Origin of the sequence: Aliamphritea ceti (assembly GCF_024347215.1) — a bacterium.
Classification (GTDB): Bacteria; Pseudomonadota; Gammaproteobacteria; order Pseudomonadales; family Balneatricaceae; genus Amphritea; species Amphritea ceti.
The window spans coordinates 4,168,442-4,192,125 of the sequence record NZ_AP025282.1; the positions used below are offsets into that span (position 1 = coordinate 4,168,442).

The following is a 23,684-nucleotide window of genomic DNA, read 5'->3' on the forward strand; positions in this document are numbered from 1 at the left end:
CGATAATTACTGTCTAGCCGGAATCGTTAGTGACGATATCATCACCCACACCTGCAATCAGTTGATCTTCGCCGCTGCCCAGGCTGATAGTATCGTTACCACCGGTCGTGTTAACGGTATCAGTGCTAAACACTTCACTTCGAATGCCGTTAAGCAGATTTACCTGACCGTTATCACCGATAACCGTGTCATCGCCGGCACCGGTTGTCAGCGTGTCGCCGGCATAACCACCCAGAACAATATCGTTACCTGCACCGGAGCTGATGGTATCAACATCACCTAATTGTGGATCGGTTGTGAACGCTGATGTCAGTGCCCCAGCTGATGAATAGTTAAGGGTACCGTTATCGCCGATAATATTATCGTTACCAGCTCCGGTAGTGACTGTATCTTTACCAACGCCCGCAATCACCTGATTATTACCGCCAGACAGGGTAATAGTGTCATTACCACCGGTAGCATTGGTTGTATCCGTGCTATCGATACTTGTCACTATACCTGCTGCCAGCTCGATGCGGCCGTTATCACCAACCACCCAATCATTGCCAGTGCCAGCAGTAATTTCATCATTACCGAAACCTGCGAGAATCAGGTTATCGCCATTACCCGCATCAATAATGTCTCTGTCACCCAGGTTATGTTCCCGGGTTTCTGCGGATACCAGAATACCTTTGTCGGTATAAGTCAGTATGCCGTTATCACCAATGATGTCGTCATTGTTATCACCACCGGTAAGCGTATCCATACCCAGGCCACCCAGAATGCTGTCATAACCTTCGCCACCATCTATGGTGTCGTTGCCGGTTGCGTGAGCAGTACCTGTTACTGTTGTGAATACCTGTGCACTGTTACGTAAATCAACCGTACCGAAATCACCCAGGATAATATCGTTACCCGCCTGGCCCAGTACCTGATCATCTCCTGCACCGGCCAGAATAATATCGCTACCTTCGTTGCCTTCTATTTCGTCACGCTTACCGGTATTGGTATTCAGGCTGGCAACCAGAACCGCATAATTCGCTGCCAATGTTACCTTACCAAGGTCACCAATCAGAATGTCATTATCAGCACCGGTCAGAGCAGCATTACCCGCGCCGTTTCCGCCATATAGTTTGTCTGCGTCAGCACCACCAATAAGAATATCGTTGCCGCCGTTACCGTACACAGTATCAGCACCGCCAACTGCAGCATCCAGTGTAATGATGCTGTCCAGAGTAGATATATCGGTGTCACCATCGGTGTAATCCAGCTTGCCGCTATCGCCCAGCAGGATGTCATTGTCAGCGCCACCATCAATGCGGTCTGCACCAAAGCCACCGATGATGATGTCATTACCAGCGTTACCACGCAGAATGTCATTCCCACCTTTATCCCGGTTGGTATTGGTAATACTGACAACCGCACCAGTGGTCAGTATGCGGTTAGTACCGCTTACCTGAACCACTTCGCCTTTATCACCGAAGATAATATCCTTACCTTCACCGCCATCAACCGTATCTTTACCGGCGATCAGAGTGTCAGCTGTTTCTGGATTATCTGTCGATGTATTCGCAGTGTTCACGACTTCGAGCACTTGTGTAGACAGGTTCAGACGTGTGCTGATATCCAGGTTAAAGCCTGCATCACCATAAATATGGTCATGACCGCCAAGACCTTTGATGATGTCATCACCGGAGCCACCAGCAATATGATCACCAAAGTTACTGCCCGTCAGCGTATCGTTACCCTGGCCGCCATAAATGACAACCGACCCACCGGCACCGCTGGCATCAATAATATCGTTGCCCGGTGTAGTAAATTCACGTCCCTTAGCTGTTTTTTGCAGAGACGTCGCATTGTAAGAAGAGCCATCCTGTACAGAATCACCCAGCAGAATCAGCGCACCGTCAGCATCGCTACCGGTCACTTTAATCGTATCGTTACCGCCGCCGCCGTGAATCACAGTAATGGCACCTTTTGCGGTACCCGTTACTGTAAAGGTGTCATTACCTGTACCCAATAAAGTATCAATCACTTCTATATCGCGATATTCGATACCTTTACCCGCAGGCATGCCTAATCCAGTGATAGTGGTGGCCGTCAAAACACCGGTATCATTCTGAATGCTGCCATCATTGAAGACATTCAGAGTATCAGTCTGCTGAGTTTCATCCAGACTGATATTTACGATTGATAACTCACCATCAGTTTCTGTTGGCAACATGACAGCTTTGGACAGATCACGTGCCTTACCATCCGGTACACCGCCTTCGATAATCAGCTTACCGCGAATATCAGTCAGGGTATGCGGCTGCAATGGTGGATTCTGTACCGGCTGGCTGTTGGCATCAGGTACATAGGCAGGATTAACCGCCAGTTGAATTGTAATTGGCTTATTCCAGTCGCCATCGGTAATACCGAAAGTAACTGTATTATCCGTACTGTTAAAACGTGGGTCGGTACTGCTGAACAGCGTCTGACCATCGTTTAATAGATTAACGGTAACCGCCGAGGTTGGCTGTTTACTAAGCACCAGGGTGTAGTCATCGCCCTTTGTATCACTTACTAAGGTCGCACCACCGCTCTGGGTAACAACAACCGAGCCACTGTCGTTATCGACTACATCGATAGTGACATCCGCATTCGCAACGCTGTTGTAAGCAGAACTCACCAGGTCACTGTTAGCACTTAATGTCACACCGGCACGGTAAAGGTTTTCCACATCAGCGTCATCAGTCGCCAGTACAGTGAAGCTCTTCGTAGTATTCCAGTCAGCATGGTTAAAGGTCAGTGTGTTGCCACTCAAATTAAGCTGGCTGCTCTGCCCGGTTGGTATCACTTCATTTAAATTCACTGTGACGGTTTCACCAACCGCCGGACGGGTTGCCAGGCGAACATTGAATGTTTCAGCGGTGCTGCCTTCAACAACTTTAGGGTCGACAATACTGGTAACAATAATGTCGGCCTGATCGTTATCATTCACCTGCACTTCAATGTTGTTGATATCCAGATTATCAAAATCCGGGTTATCACTGCGCACACTGTGGCTAATAACATAATCCCGCTCACCTTCTGCGCCAGCATCATCAACTGCTTTCACATAAATGGTCGTTGTATCCGCCCAGTTCACGCCTGTTTCGTAAGTCACCACCAGAGATTCGTAGAAATTCACATTATCGGTCGATACCAGAATACTGTCGGCTGCATTACCAGTATCGTCTTTATCGCTACTGGATGCTCTGGCTGCGGAAACTGTTACATATGCCACAGTCGCTAAAGTCGGCTCTGCGACACTCAGAGATAATTCATAGTTATCTTGCAAGCCATCTTCATCAACCAGTACCTGGCCATCAACGCTATCAATCGCGACAGCACCGTTACTGCTGTTAGCAACGTTCAGAGAGACACCGTTAACGAAAATGCCGTTATACGCCGGGTCATTACTGAAAACACTGTGGTTAACAAAGCTGCTTCGACCTTCAACAGAGTAAGACACAATCGGTTGAGTAACATCACTGGCAACATTAAAAGTATCAGCCCCCAGGCCACCGATAATAGTCGTTTCAACATCCGGATTGGTGCTCAGAATGTAGAAGGTATCATCGCCTTCAAGACCATCTACTTCGGCAATTTCTACACCTTCATAACCGATATTCAAACCGGCACCAAAAATGCCATTTTCGGTAATCATGAAGTTATCGTCAGCTTCCGTACCCAGAACAACTACAGTATCTGTACCGCTACCACCGTCAATCTTCAGCGGTGAGTTAATGCTGTACTGGATGTCATCAGCACCCTCGCCACCAAAGAGTTCAACATCACCGCCACCGGCGGTCAGGCTGCTGCCCTTCTTCAGGAAGGCACGGACGATGAAGCTGTCATCACCGGCTTCGCCATAGAGCTTGGTAATCGCTTTGTTTGAATAAACCTTGATCTGATCTTTACCGTCACCACCGTAAACAACCATTGGCAGGCTGTTACCCTTACTCAGGAAACCCAGTGTGGTTTCAGTTGTTTCTATGTCATCACCCAGAGCGACAGTACCTACGCTGGCCTTACGGTCCAGACCAAATAACTGACCTATCTGGAAGTTATCATCACCGGCACCACCATCCAGCGTTGTGATAGAGCTGTTATCATCACTGAAGAAACTATCTTTACCGGCATGGCCATTAAGGGTAAGTCGGGCGTTGATGTTACGGTCATAGTTAACCCGCTCTACCTTATTCACATAACCGCCGGCACCATCGTCATGCATTGCAGCTACAAAGTTTGCCCGCAGCAGGAAGGTATCGTCTTGCGCTGTACCGTTGATGGTCAGAGTATCAGCGCCATCTGCCTCGGTACCTGTATCCGTCACATCAATGACATAATCAGCGTTATTGCCAGTGCGGTTGATGATGTAAGTATCAGTACCACCTTCACCATCAAGCACCAGCTTATCTGCACGGCTGTGCAATGCATTCACTGTCAGAGTATCGTTGCCTGTGCCACCTTTAACAGTGACATCACCATCTATCTGCTGCACGTCAATCAGTACCTGATCATTTCCGGCAGCCGTGTTAATACTGATGGTCTGAGCTTGCAGGGTGCCGGTTAAGTTAACCTGATCATCATCACCATTGCCGTTGATAACAATTCCCTGAGCCGCTTTCAGCGTGCCCTGAATATTTACCTGTGCACCTTCGGCATCCTGATTACCAGTAGTGCCTTTATCGATTTGAATAACAATATTGGTGGCCGCATCCAGAACAGCACCACTCTGTACAGTTAAACCGTCACCGGAATCTACATTAATAGCACCGGTGTTCGAGGTCAGGGTAATACCTGAATTCACCGTAATATTATCGTTAGCAGAATTATCTGCAGAACTCAGGTTAATGTCGCCTGCAGCAGTTATATTCTCAGTAACCGTCAGCGGGCTCTGGGTAACCAGGTTTACGCTACCGCCGGCCAGTAAACCATTAGGTAAACCACTAACAACACCACCAACCGCAAGGGCTCCCGTGTTTACTATATAGGTGCTACCGGTCGTGGACTGTCCCTGAATGTTACCGACCTGAGTCGTCAGAGCGTTAGTAGAGGTACCAATGTCTTTTGCTGCAAACAGGAAGGTCTTACCGCCCACAACATTATCGCCACCACTGTTATCGTTGAGAATACGGCCACCTGGTGCCGCAATAAAGGCGATTGCAGCAGCACCGGTCGCTACCTGCTTCAGATACAGATCCCCCACAGCTTCTACAATATGACTATTGTTATAACTGCTTATTGTCAGGTTATCGCCCGCTTTAGAACCACTGTCGATTTCAAGATCATCGGCAATTGCGCCGACCGTATCAAAACGTGAAATAAGCGTTAAGCTGGCACCAACGACGTCTGCGGTTTCCGCAGCAACATCATCAACAGCATCAATAATAGCTAGATGCGCCTGCAGGGTTACATCGCCCAGTGTCGCTTCAACGTGGTCAACATTCATATTGCCGATGGTTTCATTCAGACCAATGTCATTACGGGCAGTTGCGGTAATCGTACCACCGGTCAGGTCGATATCCAGTAAATCACCGGCCTCACCAATACCGCCAGCCAATGCTGTCAGAACAATATTCTGAGCCCGGATGTTCTCGTAATCATGATTCAGACCATCAACAATCGAGCCACTTGCTGCATTCAGATCAACCCGGCCACTACTGGAATAAATAGTCGCCACATTAATATCTGAATTTACTTCTGTAATATAAATATCCTGACGAGCCCGGGCTGTCAGCGTCGCATTCGTACCCAAATCGATGGTCATTCGATCTGCACTGCTACCAATTGCACCGCTACCGGCTTCCAGAATCAGACTGGATGTTGCACTAACCGCTGGCGCAGCAGCTGAAGAAGAAGCATCCACCAACGATTCTTTACTCTTAACCCGAACGTTATCACCGGAGATATTCGCCAGATTCAGCGTCTTTTCAGATCCCAGATACAAATTACGGCCAGCGGTCAGATCCAGCGACTGAGTGGTCAGTACGTCAATATCTTCACGCTGATCAATTACTACTGTGGTTAGTGAACCAGTGCGATAGTGACTGCTGTTCAAAGCAATCGCACCAGTCGCCATACTGGCGTCTACTTTATCCAGATCTATCACCTGACCGGCGACACGTTGCACCTGATAGAAGTCACTACCGGCCTGCACATAGCTATCTTTAATCAGCCCCAGTGCACTCCAACTCTGGCCGTTGGTATTGATCAGCGTAGTTAGACTTGGTGTGCTACTGATCGCAGCAACATCGAGTGTCACAGCATTTTCAGGTGTCATGGTTGTACTGGTGAACGTCAGAGTTGTCGCTGTAACCGAAGCCACTTCGTAAAAGCTGCCTTCATCGTTAGCGTTGGCACTGACACCTGCCAGCCGGATCTGCATACCTGCTACAAAACCATCGCTTACCCAGCTACCGCTGTTGCGTACTAAGCCGTCACCACCCGCCTGATCGACAACATTGACGGTTAGATTGCTGCGCTCACTCAGCAGGAAGTAAACATCGTTGCGCTCTGCTGATGCCAGGTTAACCCGCTCATCGGCGGTGTAATTGCCATCAAGAGCAATTTCGACACTGCCATTTGCAGAACCAATATCCAGCTTAGTCGTAACAGTAATCGTACCGGAAGCATCAATATTGGCTTCTTCAATGCTCGCCTGCGTATTGGTAACAGGCTTCAACAAGCTGCCACTGATCAGATTCAACAGTTCATTTTCGGTCCAGGTATGTACGCTGGCTGTCAGGTCAGCCCGTTCCTGGGTCGTCAAAGTGTAACTGTAAGCATCATCATAGGCCTGAGCACCGTATTTCTGATGCAAGGCATGATATTCAGCCGTACGCTTGTTATTCAACGTTTGGATAGCGTTATCAACAAAGGTTGCCAGCGCAGTTCCGCTCAGGCCGTCAGCAGTGCCTTGCTGGGTATAGACGGTACGATAATAAGTATCTTCATTAGCAGACAATTCCGGCGTCTGGGTTATATCGTAAACACCCTTAAACTCACCATTACGAATCGCCCAATATTCGCCATACTCACGATCTCGCGCATTTGTATAACTGTCCAACACATCATCAAGTTTATCCTGCGCAGACGCACTGCCTGTGATAAGACCCATACTCTGCCACAAGCCCGTACTCAATTCGGCATAAGTACGTTCATCACGCACGGCTGTGGTATTTGCATCAATCAAAGAACCATGAGCAACGTTAATACTGACATTACCGCCTGTTGTCGTGATCTCTTTCAGGCGCAGATTGCCATCAGACTCACTGATAAAGACATCGTTAATTGCGTTAATTGCAACATAGTCTTTGTTATCCACACCGCTATCAATTGCCAGCGCTTGTGCAGAGTTACCCACATGCGCTTCAGAACTGATGTTGATAATGCCGCCCCGCACTACACCGCTGGTACCGGAAGCCGCTTCAATACCACCAACCGCTGACAGGAATACCTTACCGCCGGTATCTTGGCCAATATCGCGAGTAGAGGCTGATGTAATATCTTTAATTACCAGTGGGCCATCGGTCTCAACCAGGTTAATCCGACCGCCGTCAGTGCGAGCTTCAATACTCGCACCACTTACATTGCTTAAATTAGTGCGTAGCGCTGTTGAAGCAGCATCAAAGCTGCCATCGACATTCACCGCTGGCGCATAGCCGATCTCACTCGCTTTCAGATAAATATTCTTGCCACCCACTTTGCTGAAGGTGGTGCCGTAAATACCAGCATTGGTCACTATTCGGGTGGTACCGAAATCGTTATTGATATTACCCTGAACAATGACATCGCCGCCGTTGTTAGAGGTCACGTTGACGGCACCGGCATTCTTTCCGGTGAATTTAATATCAATACCGTAGTCAGCTTTTACCGAATGTATCGAAACATCACGGACCTTACTTTCTTTCACAAACTGAGCGTAATAGGTTTTCTTGCCGTACCAGGTACTGGTTGTCCACTTCTTCACCAGCGAAGACTCACTGGATAACACTGTATGTTCAGTGTCGTAACCATACAGAAGCTCACCGGTAACCGGATCTGTATAAGCATTATCGTAATCAGCAGCGGCTGCTGCAGGAACATATTCAAAATACGCGCCTTCGCCACGTAACTGAGGTGTACCCACTTTTTCCACCGGGCCATTAAAGCTCACTGTAGCGGGGTCGCTGGCGAAAGCATCTATGCCTAACCAGGCTGAGGTACCTTCAGTTTTGTAGGTACGCTCAAAGCTTTCCTGGCCCATCGCCCAGGAATAACGCCAGCCAGCTTTAGGATCGTACGTCATGTTATTACTGCCCGCGGTAGTACTGCTGTCAGTAATAATCCGTACACCATTGGCGTCTTTCTTATAAATAGTTTCCTGTGGGTTAGCGCTGGTACCTTTCGCCTTATCGCGAATGATCAGGGTACCTTCACCCCGCTGCGAAGCATCCAGCCCCAGAATTTTCACATCAAGGCTAGTATTGTTCACCACATTAATTTCGCCATAACCACCCAGCAGTTCAATCTGCGAGTTGCTATTGGTATTAAGAATATGGCCTTCCAGCTTGATATAGCCGCCCGTAACACGCATGTCACCAACCACAATCTGGTCATTCGCAACATCGTAAAAGACAGAGAAGTCTTCGTTCCCGGTATTCAGTCGAACCAGACCAGAAGCACCGGATGCACGCAAACCAGCAATGGTATTTTCCATCGCGGCATCAACGGTTAACGTAAAGGTTTCTTTACCGCTCTGGATCTTACCGTTGATATTGATGTATTCAGCATCAATGGAAATGTTATCCGCATAAATACTCGGCCCGGTAACAGCCCGGTCTACCTGACCATCCACAACAGCATTAGAAGCCTGTCCTAAACCATTATTGCCAATGGCTGCATTCCATTTAGCGTATTCAGCGCCATCCGTTGAATACGTTGAACCTGGTGGCAGGCTAACTACTAACGTGCCTTTGGTTGCAATTGTCTGGTTCTTAACATCAACATTCGCCTGAATATTAATGTTACCCCGGCCAAGCACATCAGTGCCGCCAGCCGGTGTTGTGCCACTCAGGCTCTTGATCGTCAAATCACCGGAACGGTTGGTAATGTCACCGTTCACCGTAATTGCTGGCCAGGTCAGTACAGGCGCACTACCTGGGAAACGAATAGCCGCTTCAGCCATCGCCAGATCAAGATCAACATCATTGATAATATTGATACTTGGATCAGCACCGGAGGCTGTACCCTGACGCTCACCGTTTAGATAAGTACCGCCATTTTCCTGCGGTATAGTGATTTTATTCACAACCAAAGAAGCAGTTGTATGGTTAATAATATTAACCGAGGCATCGCCCGGTGCAGTTACTGTGCCCTGATTGGTAAACGTACCAGAACGTACATCTACCCGACCTGCTTCGGCATATATATCATTAACACTAATAACCGGTGTTAATACCTGGTTTTGTACAAACACCCCCGGACGTACTTCTTCCAGCAATCCTTCTGACAACAGTAACTGTTGCAGACGAGTTATTTCAGACTTATAAAATGCTTCTATATCACTGTCAGTCGCTAAACCATCATTGAATATACTCAGTTGTTCTTCGGCTTTCTGAAGATCATCAAACAAACTGGAGTTCAGTGCAGAAATACTGGTGCTGAACGTCACACCTTCTGTCGCGGTATAGCTATCAACACCACCAGCATTATTCAGGCTATTAAATTCAATCGACTGATTGCGGCGAATACCTGTTTCCAAGGTACCTTTATTAAGTACGGTACCCGTTGCGCCACTGGTAACATCACCACCCAGATCAGCGGTACCGCCCAGCGCAGATGCCCAGTTAACCGTTTTGGTTTGAGCGTTCATATCCGCAAAGCCAAAACGTTCGGCATGCAGGTTCATTTGTCGTGCAGTTTTCACATGCGCGCCAGTTTCAACGGTAATGGTATTCGTTTGTTGTAAGTTAGCTTTCGCTGTAGCGTCTTCAACCGGAATAACACTGGCAGCAAAGCTGTCGAGCATGGCATGCACTTTATAATCATCACGATTAAAGTTGGTATCAGTACCGGCTGAAATGTTCATATTGCCCACAGCTGTCAGCGTGGCATTTTGATCCACGAGCACAACGTTTTCAGGGGTAATGTTCACATCTGTGGTGCCAACGGCTACCGTCACCAGGCCACCGGAGTCTGTCTCTACTTCACCGACAATCACACCAGTTCCGCGAGCCGCCAACTGAATATCGCCAGAGCTGGTCAAAGTAGCCGACTGACCAATGCGTACCTTAGCCAGGTTTTCAGTATCTTTAATTTTTACCGTCGCCGAAGTTACACCCAATGCACCGGCAGCATTCAAGCCTACTTTGTCGTGAATCTGAAGATCATTCAGCGCATTAAGAGCAATACCGTCAGTTGCGGTAACACTGTCTGCTATTAGCGTTGCATTGTTTGCAACATCTACCTGAGTATTAAAATCTATTGTCGTGATACTGGTCGCACCAGCACCCGCCGCAAGGCCAGCACCAACAGCACGAATATTACCGCCAGAAGGTTTAACTTCCTTCTTGGCACGGTTAATAGCATCTGCATTAATGTCTTTAGCACGAATCACAACGTCATCAGTCGATGACTGGTTGTCACCCAACGCCACTAAGACATCTGAGGTAATAGTGTGATCAACTTTAGCGCCCGCACCGGACAATAAGCCGCCAGCAGCAGCGATCAGCTGTGAATCAAACTTAGCGATATGCTCTGCTTTTGCATCCAGTACACCTGTACCACCCAGAACACCCAGGGTGATATCACTCTCATCTGTAACCGTAACTTTGGTGGTACCAGTACTGGTTGTACTGGCACCTACGCCAGCACCTGCCAGCACACCACCACTACCAGCAACCGCTTTTGCATAATTATCATCTTTGCCGATAGCCGCCAGTGTCAGATTATGGCCATTGAAAGTGACCTTAGCGAAATCTACCGTGGTATTAATATAAGTTTCCAGATCCGCCAATACGACACCCGCCGCAATCAGGCCCGCAGATAAGCCGTAAGCTTCTGTGCGCTGCTTAGAATTAGACAATGCTTTAATGGTCGCATCACCAACCACCGTCAATGCTGAATTTTTAACTTCGGCATTAATATTACCGTTCACTTTACTGTCTACATCAACACCCGCGCCGGCTAAGCCCACACCCAGTGCAACAGCTGTCGCAACACCTGTGGTGGTTACGTCATCATTGGCATCCGCCTGTACTGTCAGAGCGCCATTACTGGTCAGCGTAGAACTGAGGATATCGCTGTCCATATTTACATCCACCAGGTTACTGATTTTGGATGCAGCAATAGATGCAGTAAAACCAACAGGCGCAAACGTACCAGACAGAGAAGCAGCCCCCGCCGTCGCCTTAATCACTGACTTACTGTAAGACTTAACCGTGATACCCGCAGCTGTTATCTGGCTGCTATTAGCAATATAACTGTCGATATCACCGTATACTTTGTTATTCACACTGACGCCGGAGCCCGACAGACTCAGGCCACCACTGCCAGCGGCAATCGCCATACTGCCGGCACCCACGCCAGCAGTAATATTCATGGTTGCTTTGGCATCAGTGGTCAAACTGCCACTGGCATAGATCTGACTGTTATTCACATAACTGCGAACTGTCAGACGGTCACCGCTGGTGCCGATATTGTTATAGGCAAACGCAGCACCTACCGATATACCTGCGCCACCACCGGCACCGCCAGCCACTGCAGCTGATACTGCCGCAACAGTTGCCTCAGCAGATGAGGTATTGCTGGCATTAACATCAACCTGACCGACTTTACTGGCACTGGTCCCCAGCTTACTGCTGTTAATGTAAGCAGCCGTCATACCGGTTACTTCATTGTTTGCTTCAGCACCGGCGCCACTCAGGCTGATACCACCACCGGCACCACCGGCAGCAGCTACCGAAGCAGCAACAGAAACAGCCTTAATCGTATTATTTGTAACCGCATTCAGACTCACGGCTCCGCCGCTAATCTGATTAACCTGATTAATATAAGAGCGGGTATCGTTATCAACCGTATTACGTGCCAGCGCCACACCTACACTGCCGGAAATACCACCACCTGCACCGAAGCCAGCAGCAAGAGATGCAGCACCGGCATCCGCTGTGATCTTAGAAGTATTAGTGCTGCTCAGCGTGATACTGCCGGCACTGATAGTTTTAGCACTGGCGCTGCTGTTATCCAGATACGTATCTACATCACCATAAACTTTATTGGTGGTATTAACGCCTGAACCAGAAAGTGAGATACCGCCACCGGCACCGCCAGTACCTGCCATTGCACCAGCACCTACACCGGCATCAATGGTCATATTGCTATTAGCCGTCAGCTTCAGGCTACCAGTCATGGTAACACCACTATTTTTAACAAATGCACGGGTTGCCGTTCTGTTAGAACTGCTGCCAATTGTATTTTTTGCAATTGCAGCACCCAGTGCCAGACCAACACCGCCCCCAGCACCACCGGCACCTGACAACGACGCCGAAGCAACGGTAGATGTAATCGTAGATGTATTAGAGGCACTGATATCGACTTTAGCAGCTGAATTCACCTGGCTGGTTTCAATATAGGCTTCAGTATTGCCGTATATATCATTACTGGCAGAAGCACCCGCACCACTAATACTGACACCGCCACCCGCACCGCCAGAAAGTGAAGATGTCGCTGCAAAAGCAGTTGCCTTAATAGTATTTGCTGATGTCGCTGTCAGCGTCAGATTGCCGCTGCTGTTATAAGAAGACACACCTTTCAGATATGCACTGGTATCCACATCAATCGTATTACTGGCTAACGAAACACCAATCGTCAGGGAAACACCACCACCGGCTCCACCTGCCAGCGCCAGGGAAACAGATCCGGCCGTTGCCGTGATCTTAGAAGTATTACTGCTTGTGATACTCAGACTACCTACCGACAACAACTTCGTTGACGCGCCAGAGTTATCCACATAGCTGCTAATAGCTCCGTAAACCTTGTTCGTCGTACTTACCCCGGAACCCGCTGCGGAAATACCACCGCCAGCACCGCCAGCAACACCCATACTACCTGCGCCAACACCCGCGGTAATGGTCATATTGCCGGTTGCATTAAGGCTTGCTGCACCGGTTGCAGTAACAGCTGTATTCTTTAAGTATGCCTGCACTGCCAGGCGATCAGCACTCGTACCGATATTATTCTGGGATACCGCAGCACCTATAGCACCACTAATACCACCACCGGCTCCACCAGACCCGCCGATAGCAACACCCGCTACTGTGGCTGTAATCTTAGAAGTATTACTTGCATCCAGCGCAACGTCTCCGGCACTGACAACAGTGCTGCCATCCATATAAGCAGCGGTTTCACCAGTGATCGTGTTATTAGCATCAGCACCGGCACCCGCCAAACTGACACCACCACCTGCTCCGCCAGCCAATGCCAGAGTTGCTGCAACAGAAGTTGCCTGAATAGTGTTATCCGTCGTGGCATTCAGCGCGAGCTTACCAGTACCCGTACCAATATTATCTGCATTACGGATATACGCTTTGGTATTGTTATCGATCGTGTTTTTGGCCAGCGCTACACCTATCGTAACGGTTCCACCGCCACCTGCACCAAAACTGCCTCCTAATGAAGCTGAACCGGCTGTCGCTGTAATCTTAGATGTATTGGTAGCCGATAATGTCAGACTCGCAGCACGGATAGATTTAGTCGTGCTACCCGTGTTATCGATGTAGCTGATCACATCTGCGTACAAGGTGTTAATCGTGTTTACGCCGGAACCTGCACCGGATAAGCCACCACCAGCACCACCGGCGATAGCCATACCGCCAGCCCCCACACCGGCTGTAATCGTCAGATTACCTGTAGCCGTCAAATTCAGTGAACCGCTGGCATTAACTTTACTGTCATTAATATAGGCCTGAACACTCAGACGGTCGCCGCTCGTGCCCAGATCATTAGCAGACACGGCCGCACCGATAGACAAGCCACCGCCGCCGCCAGCACCGCCGGAACCCGAAACAGTCACTACTGCAACAGTGGCTGTAATCGTCGATGTGTTGACTGCATCTGCCGAAACTGCACCGGCACTGACCACATCAGCACCATCCAGATAGGCGAACGTATCACCCTTAATAACATTGTTAGCATCAGCACCTGCACCGGTAATACTAATACCGCCACCAGAGCCAACCGCAAAACCAACCGATGCCGCGACAGAAACCGCTTTAATAGTGTTGTTAGTCGTGGCATTCAGGTCCAAAGCACCGCTACCCAGTGCAACACTGGCATTCGCCACATAAGCACGGGTATCGTTATCAACGGTATTACGCGCCAGCGCGACACCGATCGTTCCGGAAAGACCGCCACCAGAACCAAAGCCAGCAGCGAGAGAAGCAGCGCCGGCATCAGCCGTGATTTTAGATGTATTGGTTGCGGTTAACGTCAGCGCACTGGCTTTAATTTGTTTGGTAGGGTCAGTTACGTTGTTCACATAACTATTTACGCTGGCATAAATTTTATTCGTGCTATTAACGCCGGAGCCCGAACCGGCCAATCCACCGCCACTGCCACCGGCAATCGCCAATGAACCGGCACCAACACCCGCATTAATCGTCAGGTTTGCTGTCGAAGTCAGTGTCACAGCAGCACTGGAATCAACGGCAGAATCCTCGATAGCAGCATTAACAGTCAAACGGCTGCCAGAACTGCCTATGTTATTCTCAGCAAGCGCAGCACCGATCGACAAACCTAAGCCACCACCATTACCGCCACCGGCAGCCAGCGCTACCGCCGCTACGGTTGCATCACTGGTTGAAGTATTAGTGGCAGTTACTGACATTGCTGCATCAGTCGCTACAGTGCTGTTTCGTACAACAGCCGCCGTTGAACCTTTTATTGTGTTACTCGCCTGTGCACCGCCACCACTGACAGAAATCGAGCCAGATGTGCTGTAACTCAGCGCCAGTGAAGCTGCAACGGAAGTGGCGGTAATTGTCGCCTGAGCATCCGCCAGTAAATTAACGCTGCCGATCTTACGGCTTTGTGAGCCAAGAGATACGCCTTCCACCAGGGCTGTCGTATTAACGGTAATATCATTTTCGGCCAGAGAAACGCCAATACTCAGTGCACCGGCACCGGAAGTTGACGAATAGCTACCGGAAATCGCTGCACCGACGACTGCTGATGTAATGCTTGAACGGTCTTTAGCCGTTACATTTAAAGAGTCCGCCAGAATGGATTTACCAGCAACATTGGCGGTTGTACCTGAGGTAATATCAACTTTGACCGTATTTTTGGTCGATGCGCCGACACCGGTTAACGCACCGGCTGCACCGGCCTGAGATTTGGCAATCCCTACAGAAGCCGCAACAACAACAGATGTAACATTCTGCGTACTCTCAGCTTTGGTATCTACCGCACCACTAATAGTCACATCTGAGTTATGTACCAGTGCCCGGACAACATTAGCATTACCGCTATTGTTTGGATCACCACCTACTTTGTTTTCTGCCAGCGCGACACCTACACCGCCGGAAATCCCAGTACCGGTTGTCGAACCTGCATACGCAACACTCGCTGATACGACAGTCGCAGTAATATTGCCGGTAGCGGTGGCATTCAGATAAGTGCCAATCGCTGCAGTTGATTTGGTGTTGGTCGTTGAAGTCTGATTAACAGTAGAGCCATCAATCAGCGCTTCTGTGTCGCCGTACACTTCATTAGTAATATCTGCACCGGCACCACTCAGGCTAACAGTCGTGGTCGAACCACTTTGCAGACCAACAGAAGCAGCAACCACTACACCGACAATATCGGTGTTATTTTTAGCGTTAATCTCCAGCCGGGACTCAGCAAGATCATGAGTAGGTAAAGTAATAGTACTGTTATTGCTCACCTTCGCCCGGGTATTCATCCTCACCAGGTTCTTGCCGATTGCAGCACCAACTGCAACGCCAACCTTAGTGTCAAAATCTGGCGTGGTTTCTTTACTGACACCTGCACCTAAAGCAATAGAAACAATATCCGCATTACCGGTCGCCTGATGACGAATCTTGCCAGTCTGCGTGGTCAGCGTTGTATTACTGATAAGGGCATCAATATTACTGTTGATGTTATTTTCAGCGTAAGTAACGCCGACAGCGCCATTACCTGCATAAGCAACACCCAGCGCAACAGCATAGATTTCTGACTCATCGGTCGCATCAATCTTAACCGCCAGACCGTCACCGTCTTTACCGGAAACAATCAGGCTGTTGATATCATTCAGATAAGCACCAACGTTTGCCGTAACATTGTTAATAGATACGTTGCCTGACAGGGCAATACTGCTACCGGTACCCACTGACGTTTCTGCCAAACCGGACAGTGCAGCTGAAATAGATGTAGTAATAACTGTGCTGCTGTTTTTAGCATCTACTACCAGTTCTTGCAGGGTAAAGGTGGTAACGTCAGACGCACCGGCACTGACATTGAAAGTTGCGTCATTACGCAGGCCAATACCTGCCGCCGCCAAAGCGAACTTCTGCGCAGAAGACTGAGCAAAAGCAATTGGGAAAGCATATACACCGCTACGTTCATTCGCTTTCAGAGTCAGTTTATCTGCATCGAACTGATTGTAGCTAAGTAAACCTGAAGTAGTTGTACTGTTGACCTTATTAAAGATAAAGGCCCCGGATACGCTGATACCGTAAGAGCTATTTTCAACTGGTGGTTCCTCACCACCGGACGGTGCAACTTTACCTGTTGCCCAGGATGCACTTACAGCAGTACCGATAATAAAACCATCGCTGCCGGCTTCTACACGGGCATCACCGTCAACCGTAATATTGCCAGCCGGCGTCACAGCATTTCCTTCTGTACCGACCAGCGCTTTAGTTACCTTGGTAATATCATTTACCGCAGCAGACGCACCGACACCAATAGCACCACCGGCAGCACTGGCACCTGCAGCAACAATGAGATCTGCACGGTTATCAGCAGTAACCGTCAGACGCTCAACGGTGCCCGGGCTCGCCAGCCGCGTTCCGATATTGGCAGTCACACCAGATTCAACTTGTGCGATAGACGTAGTATTCAGCGTGGTCTGCATATATAGACCAGCAATACCTAAGGTGCCTTTACCAGCACCGGATGCATAGCCTGAGTTAATCGCAAACGCATGGGTATTGGATTTAACTGATAGTTTATCCGCGTAAACTTGCGCGCCGTTTTCAATAACAGCCTGGCTACTAGTGGTAACTTTATTCAAATAAACACTGGCACCGACACCGTTCAGGCTGTCAGCAGAACCGTTAAACTGGTAATACTGTTTAAGACCGGGATAAGTCGAAGAGGTCGCAGTTTTATTACCCACCCAGTCAACCGACTTATTCACAGTATCAGCATTAAGACTCAGATCACGGTCACCGCTGGCCATCGGTGTTGCCAGTAAAGTCGCGGCATCAGCAAAAGCCTTTGCTTCTGTACTGCTATCGAAACTGTTCTCTAACGCAGTCCGCTGGTTAATCTGCACATTGCCTTTTACCCGGGCATCAGCAGACTGAGTTGAATCCATAAGTGAGAAGTTTAACGCCAGTGATACTTTAGCGCCTGCTGCAGTGGATTTAATCGAGTTATCCAGCAGATAAATATCTGAAGCACCACCTAATAACTGACTTGGGATACTGGTGAACTGATCGCCCAGTAACTCCCAGTTATTAGCATCGCTGAAATCAGTGCTATCCAGCCGCATTGTCGTTGTATCTGCACCCAGATACTTATACACAGCACCAAACAACCCAATCTCTGGCTCTTCTTCTGCCAGCGATTGCTGCCAGCTGTAATTACTGTCATCCAGACGAATCAAATCGCCGGTGTTAATTGTGTAATCAGTATTAATCTGGCCGGTGCTGATCAGTGCAGGTTTAACGTACTTAAAGGTCGTATCGGTGCTGATAATGCCAGTCAGGTTCTGCGCTTTGGCATCAACATTAATCTTGCCTAACGCATCTATCTTAGTATTGCCCTGCACATGGGCTTTAGCATCGTTATTCAGATCCGCGATAGCAACTGACACCGCGCCACCAAAAGGTACCTGTTGGAAGCCTGTACCGCCAGTGCTACTGCCGACTGCTCCGGCAACCTGGGACAACTGAGACGGACTGCTGGAAGTGGACTCAACTGAAGTCAGTAAACGGCTATCGGCCGTTGCTGTCTGATTCAGTGAACCGCCTAACTGAAGATCACTGCTGACACCATCCAAACCAATCAGTGATTTAACCCGGTTAGTATCATCTGCATACACCAGCGCTATACCGGCGGTAAACTTGGTAGGCGCTAAGCGGTTTTTATTCGTTAACAACGTGCTAACTATCGGCAAACCGCCAACAGCTGTAGCACCACCTTTAGCTTTCAGAGATTCTTTATATTTATCTATAACACTAGGTACACGATCTACAACCGCATGCGCTAAAGTTCCCCAGTTACCATCAACCCGGCCCTGCGCCTGTGACGCATCAACACTGATATTATCCGCAATCAGAGACTTACCAGCTAAGGTTGCATTGGTATCACTGTTTTCAATATGTACTGCTACACTGGCCGCCAGCTTACCGTCGTTGCCGGCGTCACTTTCAGCACCAACATAACTGAAGTCAAAGCTACTCGCTTTCACATTCAGATTGCCACCGGCAACAATATTGGCAGATCCGGAAACCTCAACATCCGTTGTAGATTCCAATAAACCAACAGCTACACTGGCAGCAAAGCCGCCGGCACTTGCACCGATATTGAATAATGGTTTAGCAACCACTTTCAGATAATTATCTGACTGACCGGAGATATCCACATTTCCAGCCGCTAAAACAGTACCGTCCATCTGTACATCAGCGGTGGATTTTAAACTGCCGATTGCAACAGACAGCGCAAGAGAAATAGGTTCAGATACTACCCGGGCAATAGAACGGGCTTTAATAGTGACATTGTCACCTTCCAGCACAGCTCCGGAAGCAATACTGACTTTTGTATCTACTTCCGAACGGGAATAACCGAAGAACAAACTTTGCTGCTCAAGATCATTCTTCAGATTTCCTATATCAAAATATGACGTATCGACAGTACCGCCGCCACCTGAAACAGTAACATCCGGATTCGACTCAGCACGGGCCTGAATATCAATATCCTTACCCTGAATAACCGCATTAGCATTAACGGTAACGGTTGCGCTGACTTTATCGAAATTATAGAAACCCAGACCTTTGATTTCATTGCGTGAATCAGATGCATATAGGGTGATATCACCACTGTTAGCCAGGCTGTTACCCTGTGCCGATATTGTCACACCGCTGGCAACAACTATATGTCGGGCTTCCAGGGTAATATTGCCAGCTTTACCGCTAGCGTTATCAGTTTTCAGATCAGCACTAACAGTAATAGTGCCGCTGCCGGTGCGGAATTTAACCGACTGACCAACAACTAAAACATTATTACTGATCGTCAGGTCACCATTACTTTCGCTAACGAAGGTGTAGTTACTGCCAGTAATGTTGGCCCAGTTAAAATCTGAGGTACCAAAAACACCTGTACCACCGTAAAACACAACATCATTACTGGTCGCAGCATCGTTGACGGTGACATCTACCGCCTGTGTGCGGCTGCCAATGTCTATACGTAACTCATTGGTACCGGTACCACCGGTGAGGCTGGCTGTGGTATTCGCCGCATCAAGGGTCTGGGTCAGACTGGCAGCACTGCCATCAAGGGCAGTAGCGCCAGTAGCCGCTGTAAGCTCTGCTGCTTCAACGCTGGTCAAAGTAACACTGGTATCAGTCTGTCCTGTGCCTTTCCAGGTCAGGGAGCTATCTGCCAGCACCAGTTCCGTATGTGTTGCATTGGTTGCAGCAACGATAGTATCAGTACCGATACCGCCGCTTACGGAAGTATCTCCCATACCAATAATGAAGCGGTCCTTACCTTTAGAGCCGATATAGCTATCATTGCCGCCATTACCTTTCTGGCTGGTCAGTTGCAGCGATGCCAATAAGCTCAGGCTCAAACCGCTGACAACAGAACCGCTGACACTGCCCGGCGTCAATCCCAGAATACTGAGAATACTCTGATCAGTACCGGCAACGGCCAGGTTGCTCAGGCCGGCAAGATCAACCGCGCCATTCTGCTGATTAAAGCTTGCAGTCAACGCGCCACTGGAACGTGAGTCTGCTGCATTAATAAGTGCAATCAGCTCTTCCAGCGTTGAGGCCGTAGTGACATCCACATCAACGATAGTGTCGCTACCGTCATCCAGTGTGAAGCGCAGGGTATGTTCAGTCAGCGCATCCCAGCCAGTGACATGATTAAGATCAGTACTGGCGGATACACCGTGGAAATCGCTGGCATCAAAGGTGTCATTCAGGTTGGCACCGATTAAATCTGCAGATTCAATGCCTTGCAGGCTGATCAGTGCACTGTTGATGGCTAACTGGTGGTTCGACAGAGTAAAGCTGTGAGCCGTACCTGTGTTACTGCTCAGATCAGCAATCAGCGTATCTTCACCGCTGCCAGCATCAATCTGATCATTACTGCTGCCAGTCACATAAATTGTGTCGTTGCCAGCACCGGAAGCAATAGTGTTGGTTCCCTGCGCGCCTTTTATAATATCGCTGCCGCCAAAGGTACTGATAACGGCATTACCGGCAAAAGCACTTAAATCAACATTGTCCGCTGTCGCACTACCGGTAACGGAAATAGTATCCGCCGCGGTAAAGCCAACTAAGGTATCACTGATTGCAGCACCCTGACGGGCAATGGCTGCAGTCACGCCATTATTTGCAGATACACTCGTGGCAACAGCCTGACCGGCGTAAAGACCATTAAAATCTATCTGCCACTGACTGCCACTCTGACTAATACTCAGTTGGCCGTAATTAAGATTCAGAGTTTTTTCAATCGCTCGGGTAACATCCCGAGCTGTACTGCCCCAGGCAATCTCATCACTGGTATGAGTGCCGTTGGCATCGATAATCGTTAGTACATAGCCAGTACCGGTGGTTACCACCGGAATATCCAGCGTCCACTGTTCCGTCGTACCCTGCGCCAGATCCAGCGCATAATTAGCACCGGAAACACTGATATTTGCTCTGCCAGAAAAGCTCTCACTGAGAGTGTCTGCACCCGCACCGGCTGTAATTGTGTCAGCCCCACCATTACCCGTAAGGGTATCGCCATGGTCAGATGCGTAAAGCATATCCGCCAGATCAGTACCTTCAAGGGTAATGCTGAAGGCATCAGCACCACGGGCATCAAGGGTTTTACCGACGGTATCACCACTCGCAGATAACGCCCGCAGATAAACAGACTCAACACCTGTCAGTGTATCTTCACCATCAGTGCCTACCCGCAGTTTATTGGTCGTTAACCGGAAGTCTGCAGCGCGAACTTCAATAACTTCGTCACTGCCTGCACCGCCGGTCAATTGGTCAGTACCTAAACCGCCGATCAGTACATCATCGCCGCTGCCGCCCAACAAAGTATCATCGCCGGCACCACCATCCAGATGCACTGTTACATCGGCAGCAGAAAAATCAAAATAGTTATCCCCGGAACCACCCTGAGCAGCCAGTAAATCAACATTGATGGCTGACATACTCTGGCCATCAGCCGTAAAAGCTGAACCATCCCAGGCACCGCTTGCATAGGTAAAGTCAGAACCTGCTTTATCAACACTGACCTTAATATCCTGCCCGGTAACGCCAGTTTCCTGGTACATAACGCTGTCGTAGCCGCTATTACCATCAACGCTGTCGCCCATTCCAGTCACAAACAGGTTGTTGTTAGTGTCGCCTTTAAAGGTATCCGCCTGAGCAGAGCCGATCAGAACATTAACGCCGGTAACACCATCAAAACCGGTAGCTGTTTCGGCTTCTAAATCGACATTGGTTGCACTGCCATACTGGGAATAATCCAGATAATCACTGCCGCTACCACCCAGATCGTCAAAGCCACTGAACTCAACCGACGTCGTTGTTTTACCTTTTAGAATGCTACCTGAAACGGTTTCCATGGTGCTGAGAATACCCGCACCATCGGCATTAATTCCCCAGTTGTAGGTATTGTTAATCGCGGAAAGTGTATGTGAAGAATCACTGGCATTAGTAGCGCTGAGTTTTTCAGTATTGAGGAATTCAACAATACCGTTAGTCCCCATAGTACCGGTGTTGTCACCGCTAACCTGCCAGTCACTGGTTTTAACTGTATTACCAGCTTTTACTTCATCGGTACCGCCCTGACCATCGAACTGTATCGCAAACTGACGTTCACCAAGATCAAGAAAAGACTTATCAACGGTCAGGGTATCGTTACCGGCTGACCCGGTAACTGTAATAATGCTGTTCGCAGCAATATCAGCGATCTTACGCTCACCCAGTACTGCATTGTTACCACCGGCACTGCTATCGATCAGCTGAATAAACTGTTCAGACGCAGCATTACTGACCACCTGTAAGGTGACTTCAGATGATGCGGCCAGTGCCGCTAGGGGATCAGCAGACAACAATAAACGGGGCTCAAGCTGCTCTAGCTTAAAGGTATTAATCTGCTCATCAGTAGTCGGGCGCAATGCCTTAGAAACTTCATTGAACAGCTTATTCAACCGAGGAATTCGACTTGCATCCGACTTGCCTTTCTTTCCGGCATTACGGTTTTTCTTGTCGTTCTGGTTGTAATTAGCCATAGCCTTGAACCCAGTTTCAGGCCCATTGAACAGAGCCTTTGTTTATCGTTATAAACGCCTTCTCCGTGGCAATTAACACGCACTCCGCGTGTTAAAAAATTGTTAAGTGTGCATACTCCGGCACACCCTCACATGAGTTAAAAACTCAGTGCTGTACGTCTGCTTCAGCAGTATCCGTATCGTCCGCAACAGTCGCCTGCTGTGGCATGTTTTGCAGAACCTTATTCAGGTTACGCATCGAATGCAGGTGCAGATAAATCAGTTCCAGACCATCATTAGCCATTAACGCAGCCAGCTCTTCCTGAGGAATCGCTTTAAGCTTTTCACGGCTGATTACTTTAAAGCCTGTCAGCGTGCGTTCTTCACCAGATGGCAAAGTGAATTTAGCGCCCATATCTTCGAATACATCCAGTTCATTCAGCTTCTTACAGAATGTCTGCGTACGCTGATAATGGCTTTGATAATCCTGAAGGAAATCAACAACCTTAGTCAGATACTGAGTCTGCTCGCCGTCGGCATCAAACAACCGCTCACCGCGACCTTCCTGATTACAGCCTTCGTAATTCTCATCCAGACATAGTGTCAGCGTGCTGCCATCATCGGTGCTGGCAAAAACAAATGGATAACGGCGAATAAATGCAGGCACATAGTTCGCATCCCAGCTACCGTCTTCCGCTACGTAAAGGTTCTCATCTTCACGAACCCCCATAACAACTACTGGTAAAATCTCATCGTCAGCACCGGCAAATACGATGCTGTAGTCATCAGCTGCACTTGGAAACTCAACAGCCATCAAAGGAACAGAGTTAACTTGCTTAGCAAAGCTATAGTTATTGCCAGCTTTAATAGACCAATCAACATGGCGCTGTTTGTTTACTGCTTCTACCTGTCCGTAAATCAATAATTGCGTTGCCACTTGTATTTCCTCTTTCTTTATCCGCTATAA

At 48.8% G+C, this 23,684-nt stretch carries 2 protein-coding genes; both read right to left on the reverse strand.

Annotation, left to right across the window (positions count from 1 at the left end):
• Positions 1 to 13: 13 nt before the first annotated feature.
• Positions 14 to 22,738: an LEPR-XLL domain-containing protein gene (locus OCU49_RS19150; RefSeq protein WP_261842146.1), complete on the reverse strand. Its 22,725-nt coding sequence runs from the start codon at positions 22,736 to 22,738 to the stop codon at positions 14 to 16.
• A gap of 145 nt (positions 22,739 to 22,883) precedes the next feature.
• Entirely contained in the window at positions 22,884 to 23,654 is a 771-nt protein-coding gene (locus OCU49_RS19155) for a SapC family protein (RefSeq protein WP_261842147.1), read from the reverse strand.
• Positions 23,655 to 23,684 lie beyond the last annotated feature (30 nt).